This is a genomic window from Pseudomonas sp. IT-P294, from assembly GCF_949767865.1.
Classification (GTDB): Bacteria; Pseudomonadota; Gammaproteobacteria; order Pseudomonadales; family Pseudomonadaceae; genus Aquipseudomonas.
The window spans coordinates 1,296,521-1,320,851 of the sequence record NZ_CATKQW010000011.1 but is presented as its reverse complement, the minus strand read 5'-3'; the positions used below and the strand labels follow the sequence as shown (position 1 = coordinate 1,320,851).

Here is a 24,331-nt window from a genome sequence, read left to right as displayed (position 1 = left end):
GATTTCCTTTTGAATCGGATCGTTACCCTGTAGCAGCTGGCGAGCAGCGCAAGGCTGCGTTCGGCTGCTACAGGATTGCGTGTTCTGCGGATCGGCTTAGAAAGGACGCAGAGGCAGGAACTTGCCGTCCAGGGTAATCACGGCGCGGGAACCGCCTTCCGGGTCTTCGACTTTCTTCATGTCGAGCTTGAAGTTGATCGCGCTGATGATGCCGTCGCCAAATTGTTCATGAACCAGCGCTTTGAGCGTGGTGCCGTAGATCTGGATCATTTCGTAGAAACGGTAGATGGTCGGGTCGGTCGGAACACCGGAGAGGCTGCCGCGCAGCGGAATGATCTGCAGACGGGCCACGGCGTCGGCGTCCAGGTCCAGTTTCTCGCCAATGACCTTGGCGGCGGATTCTGGCAGTGGGTGCTGGCCGAGCAGGGCGGCGGTGACGTAGGCCAGGCCCAGGCCGGTGCCGTCGGTCAGGTCCTGCCAGGACAGATTTTTACGCGCCTTGGCATCGAGAATCGACGTGGTCAGGGCCAGGCTTGGGTCGTTGTAAGCGTGGGACTGTTGCATGGTGATTCTCCTATCGGGGTGGTATTGCTTGGGTGTGAAGCAATCTTCTGCCGATTGATCCATAGCGTCCAAGACCGATATACAATGCTGCGCATAAGCCCTGCCTATAGATGGTGAGCCCCATGTTGCTGCGACATCTTCGTTATTTGCTGGCGGTTGCCGACCACGGCGGCTTTACCCGCGCTGCCGAGGCGTTGCACGTTTCACAGCCGACCCTGTCCCAGCAGATCCGCCAGCTGGAAGAAACCCTCGGCGTGAGCCTGTTCGACCGAACCTCGCGCACGGTCAAACCGACCGATGCCGGGGCGGCCTACATCGAGTGTGCACGTCGGGTATTGGTCGAGCTGGAAGCGGGGAAACGTGCGCTGCATGACGTCAAGGACTTGTCCCGCGGCAGCTTGCGCCTGGCCATGACGCCGACGTTCATGGCGTACCTGGTGGGGCCGTTGGTGCGCGATTACGTGGCGCAATTTCCGAACATTCACCTGGAGATTTTCGAGCTGTCGATGGACGACATCGAGGCCGGGCTGCTCGATGACTCACTGGACGTTGCCATCGCGTTTACCCAGGTCAGAAATGCCGACATCGAATCCATCCCGGCGTTTACCGAGACGTTGGGCGTGATGGTGGGGCGCGATCATCCGTTGTATGAAAGCCAGGTCGCACTGTCCGCTGAACAGGTGGCGCAACTGGACTTCGCGCTGCTGGCGCCTGGCTTCGTCACCCGTACCCGCATCAATGAGTATTTTGCCCAGGAGCAGATCACGCCGAAGGTGGTCATCGAGGTCAACTCGGTGAACACCTTGCTGGAAGTCATTCGGCACACGGCCATTGCCACCATTCTCCCGGAGCCCATTGCCACCCAGGACCGGGCATTGCGAAAAATCCCGTTGCAAGGAGAGGCGCCCACCCGGGGCGCTGCGTTGCTGCGGCGTAAAAACAACTATCACAGCGCAGCGTCGGTGGCGTTTATGAATCTGGTGTTGGGGACGGTGGCTCGTTAGTCGACAGGATCAATCATCCAGTGTTGGGCACACACCATTCGAGCCCTTGCCGGCGGCTGTCACCTTGACCGTATCGTCATCGATTACTTCAATCGAAACAGTAATACCCGAAGCCTTGGCTTCGAAGTGGCGATCATCGATGGATTTGGTTTCGGCTTCCTTGCCGCCGATGGTGACCGGGCCTCCGGAGTCCGCATGTACCGCTATTTTTCCGGGGCAGTCTGCATCGAATGAAGGCAGGCTGGAAATATCGGCATGGGCGGCATTGGCGATTGCCAACCACAGCAGAACAGTCAGGGTATTTTTCATCGCAAGTCTCCAAGGGCTGGCCGCACGTAGGTGTAACGATAGCTTTATTTAGCGCACACAAGACAAACAAAAAAAGGCCCCGCTCGATCATTCGAGCGGGGCCTTTTTATTGTTCAGAGGCGGGGTAAACCCTTGGCGGATTTCAGTAGAACCGGTCAATCACCCGAACTTCATTCTGGTTCTGCATCGAGGCCCATGCCTGTTTCAGCGTTTGCAGAACGTTACCGATGAAGTCCCTGTCGGCTGCAGCTTTCTTGCCGACATAGCCCTGGCCGCGACGGTACATCTTCAGTCGAGCGAGCAGGTTCTGGTTGTTCTGGTCGAACTCCGCTTCATGAGCGTGAGGCGACAGGCAGTCGATATGAACCTGGCCCGATTTGCTGATCCACAGAATGTGGCTGTCGTGGCTGTCTTTTTGCGCAGCGAAGATACGAGCCAGTTCATCGATAGTAGGTTGATTGTTCAGATTCATAATATGCCCCTTGACCATTTGGTGATCTTTCAAAGTTGATTCGCTAATACAAGTAGCCCATCGGTTAGTTGATCCCTGGCACCGAAACCAGGACGTCAGCGGTCGGCCGTCAAATCGACGGGGTTGCGCGTCTGTTGCATGTAGTCGTGTTGAATAACTGCTACGCGTTAGCGTCACAACGAGGAGAAGCAGCGAAAACCTGGAGGCCACTGCCGACTTTTTCAGGGTCGGCCACAAGCTTCATGAGGATTGATCGCCAGCGCTTCTCGTCCTTGTACTGGACGTTCGGGCCAGGTCAGCTTCTTCAATCTGCCTTGTGGGCAGCGTGTATCCGGGAAAAACAGCTCGGCGGTCAGACGAGCTTGCTCAAACATGTTGCTGTACTCCCGATCGGGGAGATGTCTGCATCATGCAAGGGCAAATCGAAGGCGTCAACCGTTATGTAGTGATTATTTTTGGTCACTACATATTGTCGGACAAAGCCGTTTGGAATTAAAAAAGGGTGGGCGAGGCGGGTCTGTCAGGCCGATGACGGCAAACGCTGGAAGCGGTAGAAGGTGCAGGGATAACCGTCTACCGGGCGCTGATGCAGGGTGAAGTCAGTGCCGGCGAGTTCGGGCATGACGTTGGCCCAGAACAGCCGGGCCGGCTGGTTCGCGTCGATGTGGAAAATCTGCCATTGACCGGGGAGCTGGCTCAAGAGGGTGGAAACGACAAACTTCGCGACACCTTGGCCACGAAAGCGTCGACTGACAAAGAGATAGCCGATGTTGTAGTCGGCACCGTCGATATGGGTGTTGTCGTCCACGGTCACGAAACCGGCCAGTTCTGCGTCCACCCTGATCAGAAACGGCCGGGTCGCGGGTTTACGCCAGTAATCCCAAGCGGGCTGGAAGTTGAAGAACCCGTGTTCACCGAGTTTCAACGGCAGCCATTCGCTCAAGTCGTACAGGTAAAACTGCATCAGGTTTTCGATGGTTTCCACTTCATCGCGGTGCGCGGCGTGCAGCTCAATTGAAGGCATGCGGGTCGCTCCTGATCGCTGGGCCATCCGTGGCCCGTTCGGGATCACTCAGTGGGGCGCGAAGTCGTACTTCCCGCCTTTTTTCAAAGCGGCGGCATAAGCAGGGCGGGCCTGGAACCGTTCAATCCACGCGGTCACATGAGGATAGCTGCCGAGTTTGCCCTGGGCTCTGGCGATCTCGCCGATGAAACTCATCTGGATATCGGCGGCGCTGAACTCGTCGCCGAGCAAGAACGGGGACTGGCTCAGTGCCGTGTCGAGGTAGCCAAGGTAGTTGGCCACTTCCGAGTTGATACGCGGATGCAATGGCGCACCGGCTTCACCGAGGCGCCCGACGTACAGGTTCAGCATTAGCGGCAGCATGGCCGAGCCTTCGGCAAAGTGCAGCCACTGGATGTATTCATCGTAGGCGGCGGTGGATGGATCGGGTTGCAGGCGTCCCTGGCCATGACGGCGAATCAGGTAGTCGATGATCGCGGCGGACTCGATGACTTTCTGCGCGCCGTCTTCGATCACTGGCGACTTGCCCAGGGCGTTGACCGCTTTCAGTTCTGGCGGTGCCAGGTTGGTCTTGGGGTCACGCTGGTAGGTTTTCAGTTCATATGGGATGGCCAGTTCTTCCAGCAACCAGAGAATCCGTTGGGAGCGGGAGTTGTTCAGGTGGTGCACGATAATCATAAATATTTTCCCTGTGGCAGCTGTCGAGTGAAACGAGGCTGCGATGTCTTGTCAGAAATAGGCGGTCGTGAGCTTGAAGAACACTAGACCATCACCGTCCATTCGAAGTGCCCTCAAGCTTTACTGGCCGGTTTTGCCACGCGCTTGGTGCCCGTCGACGGCTTTCGTTTGGTGGGCTTGCGTTTGTTTTTCCACGGTGTGGCGCCACGACCGGCGGGGCTTGCCGGCCCGCTGATGGTCAGGCTCAGACCGGCGCAACGGGCGACCTGCTTGCTCATCCACGCCGCCTGCTTGGTGACGAATTCTTCCAGGCTCATCTCGCCGCTTTGCACCATGTCCAGCGCCTGCTCCCAGATGGCCGTGGTCCCCGGGTCGGCAATTGCGCGCGGCACCGCATCGATCAGGCTGAAGGCGGCGGGGGTAGCGGCGAGGGCCTTGCCGTTCTTGATCAGGTAACCGCGATCCAGCAGACCCTGGATGATCGAGGCGCGTGTCGCCTCGGTGCCGATGCCGGTGGTGTCCTTGAGTTTTTGCTTGAGCAGCGGATCCTCCACCAGTTTCGCGACATTCTTCATTGCCTTGATCAGGTCGCCTTCGGTGAACGGCTTGGGCGGTTGCGTCCAGAGGTCCTTGAGCTTGACCTCGGCGACGGCGCAATCAAGCCCTTCGGCCAATGCCGGCAGCGGTTGCGGCGCCGGTGCCTCGCGGCCTTTCGCCGGGGCGAGCGCCTCGGGCAGGGCACGTTTCCAGCCCGGTTCGACGATTTGCTTGCCGACGGCACGCAAGGCTTCGCCGGCGCAATCGAAGTCGGCCTGGGTGCGGTCGTATTCATGGTTGGGCAGGAACTGCGCCAGATAACGCGCGCGGATCAGCGTGTAGACCGCGCGCTGCTTGCCTACCAGCCGGTCGAGATTCTTGGCGGCGGCGGTCGGGATGATGCCGTGGTGCGCCGTGACCTTGGCATCGTTCCAGGCCCGAGAGCGGCGCTGGGGCTGCAGGTGGTCGTTCAAGGCATTCAGCGACGGATCGGCCTGGCGCAGCGCGGCGAGAATGCCTGGCGCTTCGCTGTGCTGGCTCAGGGGCAGGAAGCCGCAATCGCTGCGCGGGTAGGTGATGACCTTGTGGGTTTCGTAAAGCGCCTGGGCGATGTCGAGGGTTTCCTGGGCGCCGAGCCCGAGTTTCTTCGAACAGACTTCCTGCAGGGTGCCCAGATCGAACGGCAACGGTGCGACTTCACGCATCCGCTCGGTGCGCAGCTTGATCACCCGGGCACTCGCGGCACCGCGCAGTGCGGCGGCTGCTTGCTGGGCCAGCGCCTGGTTCAGGCAGCGATCCTGATCGTCACAGGCGTCGGATGCGGCACGCCATTGCGCGGTGAACGCGGTGCCATCGTGCAGCAGCTGCACGTCGATGGCCCAGTAGGCGACCGGGACGAAATCGGCAATGCTGCGGTCGCGGTCCACCACCAGGCGCAAAGTCGGCGTCTGCACCCGGCCCACCGGCAATACGCCCTGATAACCGGACTGACGCCCCAGTAGCGTGAACAACCGGCTCATGTTCATGCCGATCAGCCAATCGGCCCGGGACCGTCCGAGCGCCGAGTGATAAAGGCTGAAGGTTTCTTCACCCGGTTTGAGCGCCGCCAGCGCCTTGCGTATCGAGGCATCGTCCAGCGCCGACAGCCACAGCCGACGGATCGGCCCACGATAACGGCAATGTTCCACCAGCTCCCGGGCGATCATTTCGCCCTCACGGTCGGCGTCGGTGGCAATCACCAGTTCATCGGCCTCGCCAAGCAGGCGTTTGACCGCCTTGTACTGACTGGCCGTGCGCGGCTTGACGGTCATCTTCCATTTGTCGGGAATGATCGGCAGGTCCGCCAGCACCCAGCGCTTGTAACGTGCGTCGTAGGCGTCCGGCGGTGCGGTTTCCAGCAGATGGCCAATGCACCAGGTAACCGTGACGTCCGTTCCCAGCCAGCAACCGTCGCCACGCCGTTTGGCGCCGAGCACGGCCGCGATGTCTTTGGCCTGGGAAGGTTTCTCACAGAGGTACAGCCGCATAACCACCATCGTTCATCAAGTTGGCAAGAGGCGCACAGAATGGCCGGTGGCGAGCGATGGAGCAATCTTTATCTGTATGGATGTACAGGCAAAGCTGTTGCGTCAGGTTGCGACGACCCAAACGGCCCGTTCAGCTGTGAGATAGTCATTGTCGCGAAAATTGCGTTATACCTGATAAACCCTGGTCTCAGGTTTTGGCGTCGCAGCGCGCCGCACAGGTCTATCACCGTCATGAGGAACGCATTCCATGAAAAGCACTGGTCCCAGTCCTGTCATTACCATCGCGGAACAGCCGGGCACCCTGTTGGTGAAGTATCACGGTATTCAAGTCGCCGCCTCGACACGTGCGCTGGTGATGCTGGAAGCCAATTATCCTCCGGTGTACTACGTTCCGTGGGAGGACATCGCCGAACAATATTTCGCGCGTACCGACCACACAACCTATTGCCCGTACAAGGGCGACGCCACTTACTACAGTTTGAAAGTCACGGGGCATGAGGCCGCGAATGCAGTGTGGCGCTATGAAAACCCCAAAGTGTCCGTAGAACAGATTCGCGGATACGTGGCGTTTTATCCCGATCAAGTCACGTTTGAAGTTCTGAAAAATATCGACTGACGGATTTCCAGGCGAGGGGCAACCCGACCAAGATCGAAAGGAAAAGCCAAAGCATCGCGAGCAAGCTCACTCCCACATAAAAGCGGATCGGCGCAAAGCTGTTGATCTTCACCACTCATCAGGTCGTGCGTTAGCTCGCCTTCAGCTTTTGATCTTGATGCACACGCCCCCTCGAGAGGCCGAGCGTCAGGGGCAAAAGCGCTTGGTTACTTGGCGCCGGGCGGCGTTCCGTTTCTCCAAGTGACCCGCTGTAAAAGCGGAACCAATAGCAGCCATCACCCAAACAACGGATATACACCCAAAGCGTACTCGCTCAACGAACACCAGCCCCCACCAACGTCGACTCATCAATCTGACCAATCGAAGTCACCCCGGTCAACGTCATCGCCACACGCATCTCCTTGGCGAAAATATCCAGCATGTTTTCCACCCCACGCTGGCCATCAGCCGCCAATGCATAAGCCATCGACCGACCGAGCAATACGCCTTTCGCCCCCAACGCCAACATCCGCACCACATCGAGCCCGGAGCGGATCCCCGAATCGACCAGCACCGTCAGGTCGTTCCCCACCGCTTGCATGATCGGCGGCAGTGCCTTGGCAGTAGAAAGCACCCCATCGAGCTGCCGCCCCCCGTGGTTCGACACCACAATCCCGTCCGCGCCGAAGCTCACCGCATCCCTGGCATCCTGAGGGTCGAGGATGCCCTTGATGATCATCGGGCCTTTCCAGAACTCACGAATCCACTCCAGATCGCTCCAGCTGATCGACGGGTCGAAATTGTTGGCCAACCAACCCATGTAGTCTTCGAGGGTGACGGCTTTGCCCAGGTACTTCGAGATATTGCCCAGATCATGCGGGCGCCCCATGAGGCCGACGTTGAACGCCCAGTCGGGTCGGGTCATGGCCTGCAACATTCGCCGCGATGTAGCAAAAGGCCCGGACATCCCCGAATGCGCATCCCGGTAGCGAGCGCCGGGAGTGGGCATGTCGACGGTAAATACCAGGTTCTTGACCCCGGCTGCCTTCGCCCGCTCCAGCGCATTTTTCATGAAGCCCCGGTCTTTCAACACATACAGCTGAAACCAGATGGATTGCTGACTCTGCGCTACGACTTCCTCGATCGAACACACCGATACGGTCGACAGGCACAGCGGGATGCCTTTGTTTTGCGCCGCTTTGACAGCCTGCACTTCACCTCGGCGGGCGAACATGCCGGTCAGGCCGACCGGGGCGAGAATGATGGGCATGGAAAGCGGCTGATCGAAGAGGGTGGTGCCCAGGCTCAGGGTTTCGACGTTTTTCAGAATCCGCTGACGCAGGCTGATGCCCGTCAGGTCGGCGCTGTTGGCCCGCAACGTATGCTCGGCGTAAGCGCCGCCATCAATGTAATCGAACAAAAAACGCGGGAGTTTGCGGCGTGCGGCCTCACGGTAATCCGATGCGGATGAAATGATCATGGGGTGCTGATGCCTCGTTCTGGTCAGTGGCGGGGCTGCGAAGTGCGTTGCTTCAGGTTAACGAAAACGCCCCGCGTGTGCGTAATGCTGTTCACTTAAGAACGTTTTGGGGTTGCGGGTTGCGGGTTGCGGGTTGGGTACATATCCGTTGCTGCGGTAACGACGGCTGGCGGTTCCGCCCTGACGGCGGGTCACTTGGAAGAGCGCCAAGTAACCAAGCGCTTTTGCCCCTGACGTTCGGCGCCTCGCCTAGGCTCGGCATGCCCGTGCTCCGGTCCTGCTCCGTGGGCCCGCCGCCATCGGCCATCCATGGCCGGGGGCGGCTACCGCGGCATCCTTGCCGCGGTGCCCACTGCGCAGAACCTGCACTCGGCCTCTCGAGGGGGCGTGTACTGCCAAAGCAAAACGAGGCGGCCTACCGGCCGGCCTGGTTCCTCAACGCTTGCGCGTCCTGATCATTCTCCAGAGCGTGGGCGCGATCACGCGAAGTAGCCTTCCGGCCAACCTGGCTTTGGCAGATGTACTCAATACCTGTGGGAGCGAGCTTGCTCGCGATGGCGGCATTACAGGCAACATCACAACCGACTGACAGGGCCTCATCGCGAGCAAGCTCGCTCCCACATTTTGACGGTGTACACCCGTGGCTTCTCACCACTCTTCAGGCCGAGCGTTAGCTCGCCTTTAGCTTTTGATTTTGATCTTGATCTGCTCCGTCAGAAGGCCGAACGCAGGTTCTGCGTAGTGGGCAACCCGGCATGGATGCCGGGTTAGCCGCCCCCGGCCATGGATGGCCGATGGCGGCGGGCCCACGGAGCAGGACCGGAGTGAGGGAATGCCGAGCCACAGCGAGGCACCGGACGTCAGGGGCGCTAGCGCTTGGTTACTTGGCGCTTCTCCAAGTGACCCGCCGTCAGGGCGGAACCAATAGCCGCCGTTACCGCAGAAACGGATATGCCCCCAACCCCAACCCAAAAACGGTCTTAAGTGAACAGCATTATCCGCGTGTGCGGGGCGTTTTTTCTGCAGGGACGGTCAGTTTTTATCGAGGTCGACGTTTTTCGTCTCACGCAGACAGATCATCCCCACCACGAGGCTCACTGCGGTGATCACCACCGGGTACCAAAGTCCGTAGAAAATATCCCCGGTGTACACCACCAGGGCGAACGACACCGTCGGCAGGAAGCCGCCGAACCAGCCATTGCCGATGTGGTAGGGCAGGGACATCGAGGTGTAGCGGATGCGCGTCGGGAACAGTTCGACCATCAGCGCCGCCAGCGGGCCGTAGCACATGGCGGAGATAATGATCAGCGCGACGATCAGCGCCACGATCATCGGTTTGTTGACCAACTGGGTATCGGCTTGTGACGGATACCCGCCCAGGGTCACGGCGCCGCGCAGTGCCGCTTCATCGTAGCCATCGATTTTCACTTCGCCGACGCTCACCTGCACGGCACTGCCAGCCGGGGCCGCTTCGCTGGTGTAAGGCAGGCCTTGTTTCACCAGGAAGGTTTTGACCTTGTCGCAGGGGCTGTCAAATTTCGCCTTGCCCACCGGGTCGAACTGGAAGGTGCAGGTGGCCGGGTCCGCCAGCACGGTGATCGGTGCCTGGCGGCTGGCCTGGTCGATGGCCGGGTTGGCGTAGTGGGCGATGGATTTGAAAATCGGGAAGTACAGCGCAGTGGCCAGCAGCAGGCCGATCATCAGCACCGGTTTGCGCCCGACCTTGTCCGACAGCCAGCCAAAGAAAATAAAGAACGGCGCGCCGATGATCACGCTGACGATCAGCAGGCTGTTGGCCAGGGCCGGGTCCATTTTCAGGAATTGGGTGAGGAAGAACAGCACGTAGAATTGCGCGGCATAGAAGGTCACCGCTTGCCCGGCGTTGATGCTGAACAGGGCGATCAGCACCACTTTGAGGTTTTCCCACTTGCCGAAGGAGTCGCGTAGCGGCGACTTGCAGAGCTTGCCTTCTTCTTTCATTTTCACGAAGGCCGGCGACTCGTGCAGGCTCATGCGAATCCAGGTCGAGATGCCCAGCAAAACGATCGAAAACAGAAACGGAATCCGCCAGCCCCAGACTTCGAACTGGTCACCGGTGAAATAGCGGCAACCGAGCACCACCAGCAGTGACAGCAACAAGCCGAGGGTGGCCGTGGATTGAATCCAGCTGGTGTGAAAACCACGTTTGCCGATTGGCGCGTGTTCGGCGACATACGTGGCAGCGCCGCCGTATTCACCGCCCAGGGCCAAGCCCTGAAGCATGCGCAACAACACCAGGATGATCGGCGCGGCGATGCCGATGCTGGCGTAGGTCGGCAGCAGTCCGACGCAGAAGGTTGCCAGGCCCATGAGGATGATGGTCGCCAGGAACGTGTATTTGCGTCCGATCATGTCCCCCAGCCGTCCGAACACCAGCGCGCCGAAAGGCCTGACGATGAAGCCGGCGGCGAACGCCATCAGGGCAAAAATGAACGCCGTGGTGTCGTTGACCCCGGCAAAAAACTGCTTGCTGATCACCGCCGCGAGGGCGCCATAGAGGAAAAAGTCGTACCACTCGAAAACCGTTCCGAGTGACGAGGCGAAGATGACTTTGCGGGTGTCGGGGCTGGTGTCGACGCTAAGCGTGGCGTCCAGCGGCTGAACATGTTCTGACATATCGGTATCCCTCACAGTGATTTTTTTTGTTGTTCCACTGGTGTTGCGTATTCCTTGCAGCGGGGTATTTCTACGTCGGTAAATCTGATGCGATCCCTTGTGGGAGCGGGCTTGCTCGCGAATGCGTCGTGCCAGTGCTCATCAATGTTGATGGTCTACCGCTTTCGCGAGCAAGCTCGCTCCCACAGGGGAGGGGTTAACAGTCAATGGGTTGAGGATCAGCTGTGCAGCCTTTTCGGCAATCATCAGCGTAGGCGAACAGGTGTTGCCCGAGGTGATGCGCGGCATGATCGAGGCATCGGCGATGCGCAGGCCAGGAATCCCGTGAACACGCAGCTCGGCGTCGACCACCGCGTCCACGTCGTTGCCCATGCGGCAGGTGCCCACCGGATGGAAAATCGTCGTGCCAATCCGCGCTGCGGCTTCGTGCAATTGTTCTTCGGTCTGCAAGCTGGCGCCGGGCAGGTATTCCACCGGTTTGAACGCCTGCAGGGCCGGTGCGGCAACGATACGCCGGGTCAGGCGAATCGCGTCTGCGGCGACCCGCAAGTCCTCCGGATGGCTCAGGTAATTGGGTTGGATCAGCGGTGCATCCTGCGCATTGGCCGAGCGAATCTCCACCCGGCCACGGCTTTGCGGCCGTAGATCGCAGACCGATGCGGTGAACGCGGGGAAGGCATGCAACGGCTCGCCGAAACGCTCCAGCGACAGCGGCTGCACGTGGTATTCGAGATTGGCCGAGGTTTGCTCCGGCCCGGATCGGGCAAACGCGCCGAGCTGACTCGGCGCCATCGACAGCGGGCCGCTGCGGTCATACAGGTAACGCAGGCCCATGCCCATCTTGCCCCACACACTGCCGGCGATCTGGTTCAGGGTGCGCGCGTTTTCCAGTTTGTAGATCAGCCGCAGTTGCAGGTGATCCTGCAGATTGCCGCCGACGCCGGGCAGCTCATGGGCCACGCCGATCCCGAGTTTTTCCAGGAGTGGGCGAGGGCCGATCCCCGAGCGTTGCAGAATGCTCGGCGAGCCAACGGAGCCGGCGCACAGGACGATTTCCTTGCGAGCCTTGAAGGTTTTCGCCTGACCCTGATAGCGCGCGCTGACCGCCGATGCACGACCGTTTTCCAGCAGCACGCGATCAACGTCGACGTCGGTCAATATGGTGAGGTTGGGGCGGTTGCGCACCGGTTTGAGAAACGCCTTGGCCGCGTTCCAGCGAATCCCGGCCTTCTGATTGACCTGAAAATAGCCGCAGCCTTCATTGTCGCCCTGGTTGAAGTCATCGATGCTGGCGATGCCGCTTTGCTCGGCGGCACTGCGAAACGCGTCCAGAATCGGCCACGACAACCGCTGACGCTCGATCCGCCATTCCCCGGCAGCGCCGTGAAACTCCGAGTCGCCGGCAAAATGGTTTTCGCTTTTCTTGAACAGCGGCAGGACATCGTCCCAACTCCAGCCCGGGTTGCCGTCGGCGGCCCAGCCATCGTAGTCGCCCGCCTGGCCACGCATGTAGATCATGCCGTTGATCGAGGAGCAGCCGCCCAGTACTTTGCCGCGCGGGTAACTCAAGGCACGACCTTGCAGGCCCGGTTGCGCTTCGGTCTTGAAGCACCAGTCGGTGCGCGGGTTGCCTATGCAGAACAGGTAACCGACGGGGATGTGAATCCACGCATAGTTATCGCGGCCACCGGCTTCGAGCAGCAACACCCGGTGTTGCGGGTTGGCCGACAGCCGATTGGCCAACAAACAACCGGCCGGTCCGGCGCCAACCACGATGTAGTCGAATTCATCAAGGGAAGTCTGCATCCCTGACCTCGTATTGTTGTTCTTGTTGTCGGTCATCCTAGTTGTTAGCTTTCGTCAAAAGAATGTTAGTTTTTGCGCAGCCGCTGTGCGTTTTTAAACAGCGCCTCCAACAGCGTAGACCCAAGGACGACTCATGTTCGACTGGAATGACCTGCGGTTTTTTCTCGAATTGCAACGCAGCGGGCGTTTGCTCACCGCCGCCCGCCGTTTGAACACCACGCATGCCACCGTGGCCCGACACATCGAAGCCATCGAGAAGAGCCTCGGCACGGCGTTGTTCGTCCAGCATGCCCAAGGCTATGAGCTGACCCCGGCGGGCGAAGCGTTGCTCAAACATGCCGAAGCCATGGAAAACGTCGCGTTGCTGGCCCAGGAAGAAATCACCCAGTCCACCGCGCCGCTGGGCAAGATCCGCGTTGGCGTGACGGAAGGGCTGGGGATCATGTTCCTCGCCAGCCGCATGAACGGGCTGTTCGAACGTTATCCCGGGCTGGAAGTAGAGCTGGTGGCGGTGCCGCGCTTCGTCAGCATCCTCAACCGCGAAGCCGAGATCAGCATCCACCTCGAACGCCCGGCCGCCGACATGCTGGTCACGCGCAAACTCACCGACTATCGACTGGCGTTGTATGCCAGCCAGGCCTACCTCGACCAGGCACCGCCGCTGCACAGCCGCGAAGACCTGGGGCGCCACGCCTGGATCGGCTATGTCGACGATTTGCTGTTCAGCCAGGAACTGATGTTCCTCAACAGCTTTTGCCGCAATCCGCGGGTGGTGTTCCACAGCACCAGCGTCATCGCCCAGCAACAGGCGGCCCGTTCGGGACTGGGTATTGCGGTGTTGCCGTGCTACATGGCCAGTGCCGATCCGCAGTTGGTGCCGCTGCTGCCGGATGAAAATATCCTGCGCAGCTACTGGATCAGCACCCGGCGCGAGCTGCACAAATCGGTCAGGCTGCGGGTGCTGTGGGATTACGTGGTGGCGTTGTGCGAGGCGGAGCAGGCGCTGTTATTGAGATAGTCCTCCCGGGGCTCTGATCCGGTTTTTCCATCGTTATCTGCATCTGTTATGCATAACGCCTGCAGCTCACAATGACGCCACGGTCCGCAGTCGCGCAGCCACTGCACCGTAAACTCATTATGTAGGAGGCCCTATGGGCAAGATGGCGATTTTCCTCGGTGGATTTCTGTTGTTAACCATTTTGATTGGAGCCCTGGCCACCATCTCTCCTGCGTAGTTCCTTGGCGCACGCTACGCAGAACGCGACGCCTCCACGTTGGGAGGCGTTTGAACAAAGTCCCTTCAAGCATCTGCCCGCCAGCGCCGCGCCTGCACGACCAATGCCGGTGCAAAGTGCAGCACGACCATGCGCATCAAGTGATGCGTGAGGATGAACACCACGTTCAGACCGCCGCTGAACGCGACGATGGCGATGGTCTCGATGGCGCCCGGCATGTAGGCCAGCCACAACGACAAGGGATCGCTGCCCAGCACCCGTGCGGCCACGCCTGCAAACGCTGTTGCGATCAGCAACATCAGGGCAATCGACATCAGTCCGGCGCGGCCGTGGCGGACCAGTTCCCCGAGGGTGATGTCCTTGAATTTCGAGCCGATCAGCATACCCAGCAGGACTGTGGCCGAGTCGACACTCCATTGTGGCAGGTGGAAGTCCTGAAGATAGCCGACCTTGAGCGAGATCCCGGTGAGGACGATGGCGGTGAGCATGAACGGTGCGGGCACGCCGGCCTTCAACAGCAAGCGCCCGAGCAACAGGCACAAGGCAATCAGCGACAGCAGGGTCAACACAGTGCTCATGACCAGCGGGCTGCTTTGGGCAAGCACCGTGTCGGTGTGTCCGGGAATGCACACACTCACCAGCACGGTGATCGACAGCAGGCGGATCAGGTGCACGACAATCACTTTGCCGGACGCGCGTTCGGATTCAAGCAAGTCGAACACGGCAGCGAGTGCACCGGGGTACACGGCCAATAGCGAGTCTTTCAAATTCCAGCCCGAAACCCGGAACAACCAGAAGCCGGCCAAGCTACTTTGAACCATCAGGCACAGCAGCATGAAACCGAGACTGGGGAGCATGGCGGCGGCGGTGTGGCTGTCCCATGACTTGAACATCAAACCGGTGGCAATGCCCAATACGATCTGCACATAACCCAGACTGAAGGGCAGCGCAGGGGAAAAACGCAGGTTGCTGGCGATTAACGCGGTCGCGAGTATCGAGCCCAGCAACAGGCCGTGGGGGACACCGGCGTATTGCAGCGCCGTGCCGACGCCGATGGCGATCAGCAAACACAACAGGGTTTTCATGGGGGCTTCCTTGATTCGTGAATTAGCCAGCGCGTCCATCCGGGCCATTCACGTTTTCCCATTTAATCAGCCGACGCGTCAAGCACGCCTGTTGCGATGGTGTCATCCCGGTGAATCCTGCAGGAGCCGGATGCTGACGAGGTGCCTTTGGCCGGGGCACTCGCTGGCAGCCAGCTCCAACAGGGGAGAGCGGGTATCAGTCGACGACATGCATCAACTGCTGCACCCCCTCCCACGCTTCAGCGCGCATGCGTTCCAGATCCAGTCCCGGAATCACCCCGTCGTCGACCACCAGCCGCCCACCGATCATGCTGTAGCGCACGGCAATCGGCTCACCGGCAACCACCGGCGCAATCGCGAGATCATGGAAACCAAAGAACCGTGGATGATCGAGACCATAGATCACCAGGTCCGCCGCCTGGCCAATTTCCAGCGTTCCGACCGATCCCAGCCCCAACACCTGCGCGCCGCCGGCCGTGCCCCAATGAATCACCTCTTCGGCGGTGGTGGCTGAAGCCCCTTGTTCGGCCCGATGAATCAACCACGCCGTGTGCGCTTCACCGACCATACTCCCGGACTCGTTGGACGCCACGCCATCGACCCCGAGGGATATCGGCACCCCGGCCTCTTGCATTTGTGGCACTGGCGCGATGCCGCTGCCCAAGCGTGCGTTGCTCACCGGGCAATGAGCAATGCCGGTGCCGGTTTGCGCGAGCATGCGGATTTCCGCCGGTTGCAAATGCACCGCGTGGGCGAACCAGACATCCGGACCGAGCCATTCATGCTCGGCGACGAATTCCACCGGCAGGCAGTTGTATTTTTCACGGCAGAAATTGACGTAGTTCTGTGTTTCCGAAAGGTGCGTGTGCAGGCGCAAGCCGAGGCCGCGAGCGGTGTGGGCAAGCTCTCGCAGCAAGGTCGGCGGCAGGGAGAAGGTTGGAGTCGTCGGCGCCACCACCACGCGACGCATCGCATCCGGGGTGTCCTGGTGATACAGCGATTTGAGCCGTTCGATGTCGCCGACCATCTGATCAAGCGTCTCGGGTTGCAGTGCCGTTTTTGAGAATCCCGGATGAGCGCTGGCGGATTCCAGTGCACCGCCGCGGCACAGAACAAAACGCATGCCGAACGTCTCAGCGGTGTTGAACAGCAGGTCGCCGGTCTCGGTAGTGCCGTTGGCGTGATAAAGGTAATGGTGATCGGCGCAGGTCGTTACCCCCGACAACAGCAGCTCGGCCATGCCCAAGCGTGCGGCGATCTGCGCCAGTTGTGGGGTAAAACGGTTGAGGCGCGGGTAAGGCACGCTGGCCAGCCAGCCTTGCAGGTCTTGATTCATCCCTTCGGGCACGGCTTTGAGCAGGTTTTGAAACAGGTGATGATGGGTGTTGATCCAGCCTGGGTAGACCACCGAGTGGCTGGCATCAATCACCCGTTCGCCGGGGTGTGCCACCAAGCCTGTGGCCATTTCAGCGATGCGACCGTTGACGATGCGGATGTCTACGTTACCGGCCCGGGCGCGCGGACCGCGCAGGCCGGTCATCACCGCGGCCGGGTTTTTGATCAGGATGTCTTGAAGTCGAGTCATGTGCTTCTCCAGTCAAAGGCTGTGGGGGGCAGGCTTGGTGGCTGTGCTGTCGGCAACGCTGACGCCGTTGAGCGCCGCGTTGAGCAGCACCGACACCAGGCAGGCAATCACCACGCTGCTGTGCAGGAACGGCTGCGACCACTCGGGCATTTGTTTGAACAGGGCCGGCGCCAGCACCGGCACCAGGGCGGCAGCGATGGTGAAACCGACGATCAATACGTTGAAACGGTTGTGCTCGTAATCGACTTTGGCCAGGGTTTGAATGCCCGCAGCGGCGACCACGCCGAACATGGCAATCCCGGCACCGCCAAGGGCCGCCGTCGGCATCGACGCGATAATCGCCCCGGCTTTGGGCACCAACGCCACGCAACACATCAATAAACCGCTGATCGCCACCACCCAGCGACTGCGCACGCCGGTCAGAATCACCAGCCCGACGTTCTCCATGAAGGCAATGAACGGAAACGCGGCGAACATCCCGGCGATGGTGCTCGCCAGGCCATTGGCGCGCAGGCCGTTGATCACCTGTTTTTCTTCCACTGGTTTGTCGACGATGTCGCCGATGGCCACGAACAGCCCCATGGACTCGACCATCTGCACGATCATCACCACGATGATGGTGGCAATCGGGATCAGGCTGAAGGTCGGCAGGCCGAAGTAGAACGGGTAGGGCACGGTGAACCAGGGTGATTGCTGCACGCTGTGAAAACTGCCCATGCCCAGGCTATAAGCCAGTCCCGCGCCCACCAGCATTCCGATCAGCACCGCCATGTTGCGCAACATCGGCCCGCCGTAGCGGTTGATCAACAGGATGGTCGTGAGTACCACGGCGGCGACGGCAAGGTAGGCCGGCGCCCCGAAATCGCTGGCGTTGCGGCCACCCCCGACCCACTCATAGGCAATCGGGAATAGCTGTAGACCAATCACGGTGACAATGCAGCCGGTGACCACGGGCGGAAAGTAGCGGCGCAATCGGCCCACGAACGGCGCGACCAGCATCGTAAAGATCCCCGCGCCGATCACTGCCCCGCAGACTCCGGCGAAACCCACCTGCGGGTTGGTGCCGATGGCGATGACCGGGCCGACACTGCTGAACGCCACACCCTGCAAGATCGGCAAACGCACGCCGAATTTCCAGAAGCCGACGGTTTGCAAAAGCGTGGCAATGCCAGAGCAAAACAAGGTGGTGCTGATCAGCACCACGGTATCGGCCTGGGACATTTTCAGGGCGCTTGCGACAATCAACGGCACGGCAATGGCGCCGATGTACGAGACGGCCATGTGTTGCAGGCCGAGGGTGAGCATTTGCCGGACCGGCAGAATCTGGTCGACCGGGTGGACGGTGGAAGGGGTTTTTGATGGGGATGTGGCTGACGACATGGGGAAACACCTCTAGCTGTTGTTATTCGGTACAGAGGGGTATTCGTTCTGCGTGCCCGGAGCCGCCATCCACCGGCTCCGATGCCGTTCTTTCAGCCTGCCAGGCAGGCGGCAAAGCCCTGGTTCAGCGCCGCGCGGTCCAGGTCGCGGCCGATGAACACAATCTTGCTGGAGCGTGGTTCCGTGCCCCATGCGGTGGAGGCCCGGAACTCGACCAGGCTGTGGACACCTTGCAGCACGTAGCGCTGATCCTGATCCGCGACAGCCAGCACACCTTTCATGCGATAAAGGTTGTCGGCCTGCTCAGTGCGCAATGCGCTGATCCACTGGTGGAAGGCGAGCAGATTCACCGCGCCTTCCACGGCAATGCCGACTGACGTCACGCTCGGGTCGTGGTCGTGATCCAGATCCGGGTGATGTTCGTGGGCGTGGTGATCGTGTTCAGCGCCGATTTCCATCAGCTTCTGCGTTGACTCAAAGGCACCTATGCCGAGGATCTTCGTCAGGTCGATCTGCGCGTAGCTGGACGTCACCAGCTGCGCCGTGGCGTTCAACCCGCGAATCTTGCCCCGCAGCGCGGTGACGTCGTCCTTGCTCACCAGATCGACCTTGTTGATCACGATGCGGTCGGCGCAGACGATCTGGTCCACGGCCTGGTTGTCCACGCCGTCGAGGTGCAAATCTTCCAGATGCTGGGCGATGTGCTTGGCATCGACCATGGTTACGATGGCGTCCAGTTCCACTTCATCGGCGATCGGGTCGTTGATGAAGAAGCTCTGTGCTACCGGGTATGGATCGGCCAGGCCGCTGGTTTCGATCAGGATGTGATCGAGTCTTACCGGGCGAGCCACCAGTTCGCGGACGATGCGCACCAGGTCTTCGCGGACTTCGGCGGTGCAGCACACGCAACCGTTGACCATCTCGTAGATTTCTTCGGTCTCGGAACTGAGCACCAGGTCACCGTCGATGCCGACTTCTCCGAATTCGTTTTCGATCACGGCAATCTTGCGCCCGTGGTTTTCCTTGAGGATGTAGTTGAGAAGAGTGGTTTTGCCGGCACCGAGGAAACCGGTGAGGATGGTCACCGGGATTTTGCGGTTCGGGGTCGGGGCGTTGAATGGAAGGTTCATGTAGAGCTCCTTGATGACTGATCGAATTGCCGGGTGAGATTTTTTTTGGTACAGGTTTGCTCGCGAAGCGGTCGATCAGCCGATACCCCTGCGAACTGCTTTGGCTTCATCGCTCGTGCAGGGTTTCGGGGCTTCACCCCAGCGCAGCGCGGTCCCGGCGTCGAGGCCAAACAGGTCGAGGACACGGCCGAGGCTGTGATCGACCATTTGCGAAAGGTTCTGAGGGCGGGCGTAGAACGCCGGAACCGGTGGGGCGATGATCCCGCCCATCTCGGTGACAGCGGTCATGTTGCGCAGGTGGGCGAGGGTCAGCGGCGTTTCCCGGGCCATCAGCACCAAGGTGCGGCGCTCTTTCAAGGTGACGTCGGCAGCGCGGCCGATCAGCCCTGAAGAGGTGCCGGTGGCGATCTCTGCCAGAGTGCGCATCGAGCATGGCGCGACCACCATGCCCAGGCAGCGGAACGATCCGCTGGCGATCCCGGCGGCCACATCGTCGGCGCGGTGGCAGTGGCTGGCCAATGCGCTGACGTCGGCCAGCTTGTAGTCGGTTTCATGGGCCATGGTCAGCAGCGCAGCACGGCTGATGATCAGGTGGCTTTCGATGTTCAGTTCAGCCAGCAACTCCAGCAGTCTTACGCCGTAGATGAACCCTGACGCGCCACTGATGCCGACGACCATGCGCTGGCGGTTCATGATGGATACTTCTTCAGCAGCGTCAGTGCGCGCTCGACCACCTGCTGATCCAGCTGCGCCTTGATGCCGTCGAATCCCGATCCACGCGTGGCGTCCAGCCCCATGCGCGAGGTGGTGCCATTGACCGAGGACGAAGGGTCCAGCGGACTGCCCGGTAGACCGTCGATGACGAAAATATCCTGATGGGGCTGAAAGTGTGTGGCCAGCGCCCAGAGCACATGGCTGTCGTCGCTGATGTCGATGTCGCTGTCCACCGCGATCACGGTCTTGAGGTAGGGGTCCCAGCCGAGCAGGGCGAGCATGATCTGCCGCGCCTCGCCGTCACGGCTTTGGTCCAGTGCCACATAGCAATGAAAATGCGTGCCGGAGTTGGGGTAATGCACGGCAGTGACAGCGGGGAAGCGGGCCTTGAGTTTTTCGCTCATCTCCGCTTCCCGTGGCAGCCGCGCCAGGGTCAGGTGTTCGGCGTAACGCCCGCCGACCACGTCCACCAGCCAGGCGTCCTTGCGCCGCATCAGCGTGTCGACCCGCAGCACGTTATTGGTTGAGCGATCTGAGGAATAGCCACTGAACTCACCGAACGGACCTTCTTCGGCATAGGCCGCCGGGTCGATGGCGCCTTCGAGTACAAACTCGGCAAATGCCGGCACGCCGATACCGTAAAGGGGGGTCTTGACCAATTCCAGCGGGGCACCGAACAGGCCGCCGGCCACCGCGCGTTCATCACTGCCGAACGGCAAGCGTGCAGCGGCGGCAAGCATGAACAACGGATGGGCACCGACCACCATGGCCACACGCAATTCTTCGCCGCGCTCGCGGGCGGTTTGCAGCATGCGCCACAAGTGGCCGCGCGAATGCAGGCTGGTAGCGAGGGTCTGCCGGGCATGGCGCATGGAGCGGTGGTAGCTCATGTTGGCGATGCCGGTGACCGGGTCCTCGGCGATGATGATGGCGTTGGTAATGTACGGGCCACGGTCGCTGTCGAAGTGTTTGAGCATTGGCAGCAGCGCCAGGTCCACGGCTTCGCCTTCGAAGATTTCGTCCAGTACCGGTCCGGTTTCAACGTAACGCGGGGCGATGGGGTTATTGGCGCGTGCCTGAAAGGTTTCGTGCAACTGCGCCGGGGCAACCCCGAACATTCGTGCGATGCGGGTTCGGGAGGCGAACAGGTTGGTTGCGACCGGCACACCGAGATGGCCGACGTTGTCGCAGATCAGCAGCGGATCGCGACCTTGTGAGGCGAGGGCATCGACCAGGGCAGTGACGTCCTGGTCGGCGGACAGTTTTTCGTGAACGGTCAGCACATCGTCCGGGTATTGGCGGCGATAGGCGTCGATGAAATCGTGGAAATCCTGGGTATCGCCGAGCGTGGAGAGGGTCATGGTTTCACCTCGTAAAAAGCAGGCGCGCAGGGGATCGGCGACGTTCGATCGACAAACCGTTGGCCTGCCGGTCGATCGAACGCCGGTTCATCTGTACGCCTGAAAGGTCGCTGTGCGCTTGTTTTAAAAAGCCTGGAGGTACGTCGTGGTCAGACGAATGTCCGCCTCGATCAGGTCCTTGGGTGGCGGTGTCGGTTCGATGCCGCACAACCGGGCGATGTTGTTGCCCAGGTAGTCCTCAAGGTGATCCTCATCGATCCCCAGGCCTTGCGGCGCAGGCGAACAAAGGACTTCGAGCTCGCGCAACCACATGCCCGGTTCGTTCGGCGGCGAATCGGTGCCGAAGACGATCTTGTTGCGTGGCAGATCCTTGGCGAATTCGACGATCCGCGACTGGAAACACCAACCGGATTCGCAGTACACGTTCGGCGTGTCCATGGCCATCCAGAACGCTTCGAAGGAGTAGTTGCCGCCGGTCTGAATGCCGAAGTGACCGATGATGAAATTGACCATCGGGAACTCGCGGATGATCGGGTAGAACATGGTCGGAATGGTGTACGGCCCGTCGCCCGTGTGGATCAGCACCACAATGTTGTATTTGGCGCAGACTTTCATCGCCGGCCGCAGCCAGTCCAGTGCCCGGTCCGGACGATAGCCGTGCATGTTGGCGTGCAGCTTGAGCATCTTGAAGCCGTATTCCTTGATGTGGAATTCCAGCTCTGCTGCGCCGTTTTCCGGTCCCCAGCGCGGGTTGAAGTTGAAGTTGCCGATGAAGCGATCCGGGTATTTCACGCACAGTTCAGCGACGTAGGACATGTAGTCGCGTACGCCTTCGCGGCCCCGACGGTTGCCGTCGCGATAACCGGTGTTGCCCGGTGGCGGCTGGATGAAGCCCATGTCGATGCGCCGTGGCTTGCCGTTGATCATGTACGGGCCGTCCATCAGCTTGAGCATGCGCTCGCCGGTGAACGGTTCGCCGGTGTGGCGCCAGGCCTCATCGACCAGGTTGGTGGGGTGCAGATGGGTATCGATAATCATCGGTTCAACTCCTGGCCAGCTGGGTGGTGACAGGGCGCTTCAACTGCGCCTCGGCTTCGGACACGGTTCGTGGTGGTGGGGTCGGTTCGAGGCCGATCATCCGTGCGGTGTTGTTGCCCAGGTACTCTTCGAGGGTGTCCTCGTCCAGGTTCAGGCCTTGCGGTGGCTCATGGCAGAGCACTTCCAGCAGGCGCAGCCACATGCCCGGCTCGTTGGGAGGGGTGTCGGTCCCGAAGAGGATCTTGTGCGTCGGCAAGACCTTGGCGAACTCGACGATCCGCGATTGCAGGCACCAGCCTGATTCGCAGTAGACGTTGGGCAGCTCCATCGCCCATTGCATCGGTTCGAAGACATAGACGCCGCCCGTCTGTACCCCGAAGTGCGCCATGATGAAATCGACGTTGGGGAATTCCTTGATCATCGGCACCCATTCTGACGGGATGCTGTAGGGGCCGTCGCCGGTGTGCAGCTTGACCGGGATGCCCAGCTCGGCGCATTTCTCGAAGGCTGGACGGACCCAGTCCAGCGCCCGGTCCGGGCGATAGGCGTGCATGTTGGCCTGCATCTGGACCATCTTGAACCCGTGTTCCTTGACGTAGCGCTCGATCGCCTCGACACCGTTTTCCACGCCGCAGCGCGGGTTGTAGACGAAGCAGCCAATGAAGCGATCCGGGTAGGTCTGCACCATCTTCAGTGTGTAAGCCATGTAGGCATCGATGGATTCGCGTCCGGTGAGATCGCCGTCGGTCCAGGTGTAAATGGTGTTGCCTTGGGGCGGCTGGATGAAGGCTTTGTCGATGCGGCGAGGTTTGCCGTTGACCATGTACGGGCCATCCATCATCTCCAGCAGACGCTCGCCGGTGAACGGGTCACCGTCATGCCTCCAGGCGAGGTCCACCAGGTCGGTGGGATAGCAACTGATATCGATGATCATTGAAGTCGATCTCCTGATAGCGGGGAAGGGAACCTTGCGGTTCGCAGCAGCCACGTCCCGGGCAATCGGCCATTTCTATGCGCACTGCTGCGCATTCCCTCGCCTGGTCGCATCCGGCTCGGGACGCTGTCTGCTTGGGGAGGAGTATTGGAAGGGGGGATCGGGTTCGTACAATATTAATTGGGCGAGGGGTTGATACCTGTTCGATATCGGGCAGGTTTTTGGTGATGGATGTGTGGCCCTTTTCGCGAGTGGGCTCGCTCCCCACTGGCGATCTTTTATGGGAGCGAACCTGCTCGCGATGACGTCAGCTCAGTGTCTGCCGAGCCAGCGTCTTGATCACCTCAACCACCGGCGCCACCCGCTCGGCCTGACCCTGCGGCCATACCGCGTACAGGTTGTAATGCGCTGCAATCGTCGTGTCGTTCAATGCCACCAACCGCCCCGAGCGCAACGCATCAGCGGCCAGCAAACCGCGCACCAGGCCCGCGCCAATCCCGGCCTCGGCGGCGGCGATCAGGTTCGCCGCGTTATCGAAAATCACGCGCGCGGCCGGCTCGCTCGGCGCCATGTCAGAGGCCTCGAGCCAGGGAATCCATGACCGGCGCGTATACCCCAACAACGGCAATTGCAACACCTGCGCAGGCGTCATGGGCACCTGTAAACCCTGTCGTTCCAACAGTGCGGGCGAAGCCACCGCGCGGACGCTGTCGCCACAAATCTGCGTCATCTCGCAGTCTTCCCAATCGCCATAGCCGTAGCGCAACGCCAGGTCGACCCGCTCGAATGAACTGCGATCCGAACGTGGCATCGACAGCAGGACCACTTCATGGTCGGGCAGCAAATCAAGCAGTTGCGGTAGCCGCGGATTGAGCCAGCTCTGCGCCAGTTCACTGTCGACATCCAGGGTCAGCCGTTGCGCGACGCTACGGTTTTTCACCGAGGACAGCGCCCGGTCGATCTGCGCGAGGCCATCGGACAGCACGCTGGCAAACAATTGACCGGCATCGGTCAGGTTGCTGCCGCCGCCTTCGCGAACGAACAGCGGCTGACCGATGAAGTCTTCCAGGCTGCGGATTTGCTGGCTGATAGCGCTGTGGGTCAAGTCGAGTTTGCGCGCAGCGCTGGAAAAACTTCCGCTGCGAGCAGCCTGGATGAAGGCATTCATGGACTGCACCGACGGGTATCGCTTGTACATGCTGTTAGTCCTACTTACACA

General features: G+C 60.5%; 22 protein-coding genes. 3 read left to right on the top strand and 19 right to left on the bottom strand.

Going from position 1 to position 24,331, the window contains the following annotated elements; genetic code table 11:
* Positions 1-96: 96 nt before the first annotated feature.
* Positions 97-564: a cyanase gene (gene cynS / locus ACM6I0_RS13300; protein ID WP_201112519.1), complete on the bottom strand. Its 468-nt coding sequence runs from the start codon at positions 562-564 to the stop codon at positions 97-99.
* A gap of 122 nt (positions 565-686) precedes the next feature.
* Here cynS and cynR point away from each other — a divergent pair, with 122 nt between their 5' ends.
* Complete coding sequence (gene cynR, locus ACM6I0_RS13295; RefSeq protein ID WP_285436254.1) at positions 687-1,568, top strand: transcriptional regulator CynR; 882 nt, start codon at positions 687-689, stop codon at positions 1,566-1,568.
* 9 nt (positions 1,569-1,577) lie between these two features.
* Here cynR and ACM6I0_RS13290 read toward each other — a convergent pair whose 3' ends face one another.
* From ACM6I0_RS13290 to ACM6I0_RS13265, 6 genes are all read right to left on the bottom strand, one after another.
* Positions 1,578-1,877 carry a hypothetical protein gene (locus ACM6I0_RS13290; protein WP_285436253.1) on the bottom strand — a complete coding sequence of 100 codons (300 nt, stop codon included), beginning with the start codon at positions 1,875-1,877 and terminating at the stop codon, positions 1,578-1,580.
* Between the two features lie 142 nt (positions 1,878-2,019).
* A complete protein-coding gene (locus tag ACM6I0_RS13285) occupies positions 2,020-2,349 on the bottom strand; it encodes a hypothetical protein (protein WP_208667882.1) in 330 nt (109 codons plus the stop codon).
* 221 nt (positions 2,350-2,570) lie between these two features.
* Positions 2,571-2,723 (bottom strand): hypothetical protein, encoded by a 153-nt coding sequence (locus ACM6I0_RS13280; protein WP_007946257.1) that lies wholly within the window; start codon positions 2,721-2,723, stop codon positions 2,571-2,573.
* Positions 2,724-2,869: 146 nt separating this feature from the next.
* Positions 2,870-3,373: a GNAT family N-acetyltransferase gene (locus ACM6I0_RS13275; RefSeq protein ID WP_414922494.1), complete on the bottom strand. Its 504-nt coding sequence runs from the start codon at positions 3,371-3,373 to the stop codon at positions 2,870-2,872.
* A gap of 48 nt (positions 3,374-3,421) precedes the next feature.
* The gene (locus ACM6I0_RS13270; RefSeq protein WP_414922493.1) at positions 3,422-4,051 is read right to left on the bottom strand and encodes a glutathione S-transferase family protein; all 630 of its coding nucleotides are present in this window, start codon (positions 4,049-4,051) and stop codon (positions 3,422-3,424) included.
* A 113-nt stretch (positions 4,052-4,164) separates the two neighbouring features.
* Positions 4,165-6,114, bottom strand: coding sequence for a DNA topoisomerase III (locus ACM6I0_RS13265; RefSeq protein ID WP_414922492.1), 1,950 nt, complete (start codon positions 6,112-6,114; stop codon positions 4,165-4,167).
* 247 nt (positions 6,115-6,361) lie between these two features.
* Between ACM6I0_RS13265 and ACM6I0_RS13260 the strand changes: the two genes are divergently transcribed.
* Positions 6,362-6,730, top strand: coding sequence for a DUF427 domain-containing protein (locus ACM6I0_RS13260; protein WP_285436247.1), 369 nt, complete (start codon positions 6,362-6,364; stop codon positions 6,728-6,730).
* Between the two features lie 313 nt (positions 6,731-7,043).
* Here ACM6I0_RS13260 and lldD read toward each other — a convergent pair whose 3' ends face one another.
* The 3 genes from lldD to ACM6I0_RS13245 form a co-directional block, all read right to left on the bottom strand.
* Positions 7,044-8,189 (bottom strand): FMN-dependent L-lactate dehydrogenase LldD, encoded by a 1,146-nt coding sequence (lldD, locus tag ACM6I0_RS13255; RefSeq protein ID WP_414922491.1) that lies wholly within the window; start codon positions 8,187-8,189, stop codon positions 7,044-7,046.
* Between the two features lie 1,032 nt (positions 8,190-9,221).
* A complete protein-coding gene (locus ACM6I0_RS13250; protein WP_285436192.1) occupies positions 9,222-10,844 on the bottom strand; it encodes an MFS transporter in 1,623 nt (540 codons plus the stop codon).
* A 141-nt stretch (positions 10,845-10,985) separates the two neighbouring features.
* On the bottom strand, positions 10,986-12,650 hold the full coding sequence (locus ACM6I0_RS13245) for a GMC family oxidoreductase (RefSeq protein WP_285436194.1): 1,665 nt from the start codon (positions 12,648-12,650) through the stop codon (positions 10,986-10,988).
* A 133-nt stretch (positions 12,651-12,783) separates the two neighbouring features.
* Here ACM6I0_RS13245 and ACM6I0_RS13240 point away from each other — a divergent pair, with 133 nt between their 5' ends.
* Positions 12,784-13,668 carry a LysR family transcriptional regulator gene (locus ACM6I0_RS13240; RefSeq protein WP_285436195.1) on the top strand — a complete coding sequence of 295 codons (885 nt, stop codon included), beginning with the start codon at positions 12,784-12,786 and terminating at the stop codon, positions 13,666-13,668.
* 282 nt (positions 13,669-13,950) lie between these two features.
* Here ACM6I0_RS13240 and ACM6I0_RS13235 read toward each other — a convergent pair whose 3' ends face one another.
* The 9 genes from ACM6I0_RS13235 to ACM6I0_RS13195 form a co-directional block, all read right to left on the bottom strand.
* Positions 13,951-14,970, bottom strand: a complete 1,020-nt coding sequence (locus tag ACM6I0_RS13235) for an AbrB family transcriptional regulator (protein ID WP_414922490.1) — start codon at positions 14,968-14,970, stop codon at positions 13,951-13,953.
* Positions 14,971-15,166: 196 nt separating this feature from the next.
* Positions 15,167-16,555 (bottom strand): amidohydrolase family protein, encoded by a 1,389-nt coding sequence (locus tag ACM6I0_RS13230; RefSeq protein ID WP_285436198.1) that lies wholly within the window; start codon positions 16,553-16,555, stop codon positions 15,167-15,169.
* Between the two features lie 12 nt (positions 16,556-16,567).
* Positions 16,568-17,935, bottom strand: coding sequence for a nucleobase:cation symporter-2 family protein (locus ACM6I0_RS13225; RefSeq protein WP_285436200.1), 1,368 nt, complete (start codon positions 17,933-17,935; stop codon positions 16,568-16,570).
* A 92-nt stretch (positions 17,936-18,027) separates the two neighbouring features.
* Positions 18,028-19,065 (bottom strand): CobW family GTP-binding protein, encoded by a 1,038-nt coding sequence (locus ACM6I0_RS13220; RefSeq protein WP_285436203.1) that lies wholly within the window; start codon positions 19,063-19,065, stop codon positions 18,028-18,030.
* A gap of 75 nt (positions 19,066-19,140) precedes the next feature.
* Complete coding sequence (locus ACM6I0_RS13215) at positions 19,141-19,758, bottom strand: UbiX family flavin prenyltransferase (protein WP_414922489.1); 618 nt, start codon at positions 19,756-19,758, stop codon at positions 19,141-19,143.
* Positions 19,755-21,140 carry a UbiD family decarboxylase gene (locus ACM6I0_RS13210; protein ID WP_285436206.1) on the bottom strand — a complete coding sequence of 462 codons (1,386 nt, stop codon included), beginning with the start codon at positions 21,138-21,140 and terminating at the stop codon, positions 19,755-19,757. Before ACM6I0_RS13210 ends, ACM6I0_RS13215 begins: the two co-directional genes overlap by 4 nt.
* A gap of 123 nt (positions 21,141-21,263) precedes the next feature.
* Complete coding sequence (locus tag ACM6I0_RS13205) at positions 21,264-22,178, bottom strand: amidohydrolase family protein (RefSeq protein ID WP_285436207.1); 915 nt, start codon at positions 22,176-22,178, stop codon at positions 21,264-21,266.
* A gap of 4 nt (positions 22,179-22,182) precedes the next feature.
* Positions 22,183-23,112 (bottom strand): amidohydrolase family protein, encoded by a 930-nt coding sequence (locus tag ACM6I0_RS13200; RefSeq protein ID WP_150715251.1) that lies wholly within the window; start codon positions 23,110-23,112, stop codon positions 22,183-22,185.
* Between the two features lie 307 nt (positions 23,113-23,419).
* Complete coding sequence (locus tag ACM6I0_RS13195) at positions 23,420-24,310, bottom strand: LysR substrate-binding domain-containing protein (RefSeq protein WP_414922488.1); 891 nt, start codon at positions 24,308-24,310, stop codon at positions 23,420-23,422.
* Between the last annotated feature and the right edge of the window lie 21 nt (positions 24,311-24,331).

Coding starts and splice junctions, on each gene's coding strand:
- ACM6I0_RS13215 (WP_414922489.1), bottom strand. CDS start 19,758: ATGAACCGCCAGCGCATGGTCGTCGGCATCAGTGGCGCGTCAGGGTTC.
- ACM6I0_RS13230 (WP_285436198.1), bottom strand. CDS start 16,555: ATGACTCGACTTCAAGACATCCTGATCAAAAACCCGGCCGCGGTGATG.
- ACM6I0_RS13280 (WP_007946257.1), bottom strand. CDS start 2,723: ATGTTTGAGCAAGCTCGTCTGACCGCCGAGCTGTTTTTCCCGGATACA.
- cynS (WP_201112519.1), bottom strand. CDS start 564: ATGCAACAGTCCCACGCTTACAACGACCCAAGCCTGGCCCTGACCACG.
- ACM6I0_RS13195 (WP_414922488.1), bottom strand. CDS start 24,310: ATGTACAAGCGATACCCGTCGGTGCAGTCCATGAATGCCTTCATCCAG.
- ACM6I0_RS13225 (WP_285436200.1), bottom strand. CDS start 17,935: ATGTCGTCAGCCACATCCCCATCAAAAACCCCTTCCACCGTCCACCCG.
- ACM6I0_RS13250 (WP_285436192.1), bottom strand. CDS start 10,844: ATGTCAGAACATGTTCAGCCGCTGGACGCCACGCTTAGCGTCGACACC.
- ACM6I0_RS13260 (WP_285436247.1), top strand. CDS start 6,362: ATGAAAAGCACTGGTCCCAGTCCTGTCATTACCATCGCGGAACAGCCG.
- lldD (WP_414922491.1), bottom strand. CDS start 8,189: ATGATCATTTCATCCGCATCGGATTACCGTGAGGCCGCACGCCGCAAA.
- ACM6I0_RS13270 (WP_414922493.1), bottom strand. CDS start 4,051: ATGATTATCGTGCACCACCTGAACAACTCCCGCTCCCAACGGATTCTC.
- ACM6I0_RS13285 (WP_208667882.1), bottom strand. CDS start 2,349: ATGAATCTGAACAATCAACCTACTATCGATGAACTGGCTCGTATCTTC.
- ACM6I0_RS13200 (WP_150715251.1), bottom strand. CDS start 23,112: ATGATCATCGATATCAGTTGCTATCCCACCGACCTGGTGGACCTCGCC.
- ACM6I0_RS13275 (WP_414922494.1), bottom strand. CDS start 3,373: ATGCCTTCAATTGAGCTGCACGCCGCGCACCGCGATGAAGTGGAAACC.
- ACM6I0_RS13235 (WP_414922490.1), bottom strand. CDS start 14,970: ATGAAAACCCTGTTGTGTTTGCTGATCGCCATCGGCGTCGGCACGGCG.
- ACM6I0_RS13245 (WP_285436194.1), bottom strand. CDS start 12,650: ATGCAGACTTCCCTTGATGAATTCGACTACATCGTGGTTGGCGCCGGA.
- ACM6I0_RS13240 (WP_285436195.1), top strand. CDS start 12,784: ATGTTCGACTGGAATGACCTGCGGTTTTTTCTCGAATTGCAACGCAGC.
- cynR (WP_285436254.1), top strand. CDS start 687: ATGTTGCTGCGACATCTTCGTTATTTGCTGGCGGTTGCCGACCACGGC.
- ACM6I0_RS13220 (WP_285436203.1), bottom strand. CDS start 19,065: ATGAACCTTCCATTCAACGCCCCGACCCCGAACCGCAAAATCCCGGTG.
- ACM6I0_RS13210 (WP_285436206.1), bottom strand. CDS start 21,140: ATGACCCTCTCCACGCTCGGCGATACCCAGGATTTCCACGATTTCATC.
- ACM6I0_RS13265 (WP_414922492.1), bottom strand. CDS start 6,114: ATGCGGCTGTACCTCTGTGAGAAACCTTCCCAGGCCAAAGACATCGCG.
- ACM6I0_RS13205 (WP_285436207.1), bottom strand. CDS start 22,178: ATGATTATCGATACCCATCTGCACCCCACCAACCTGGTCGATGAGGCC.
- ACM6I0_RS13290 (WP_285436253.1), bottom strand. CDS start 1,877: ATGAAAAATACCCTGACTGTTCTGCTGTGGTTGGCAATCGCCAATGCC.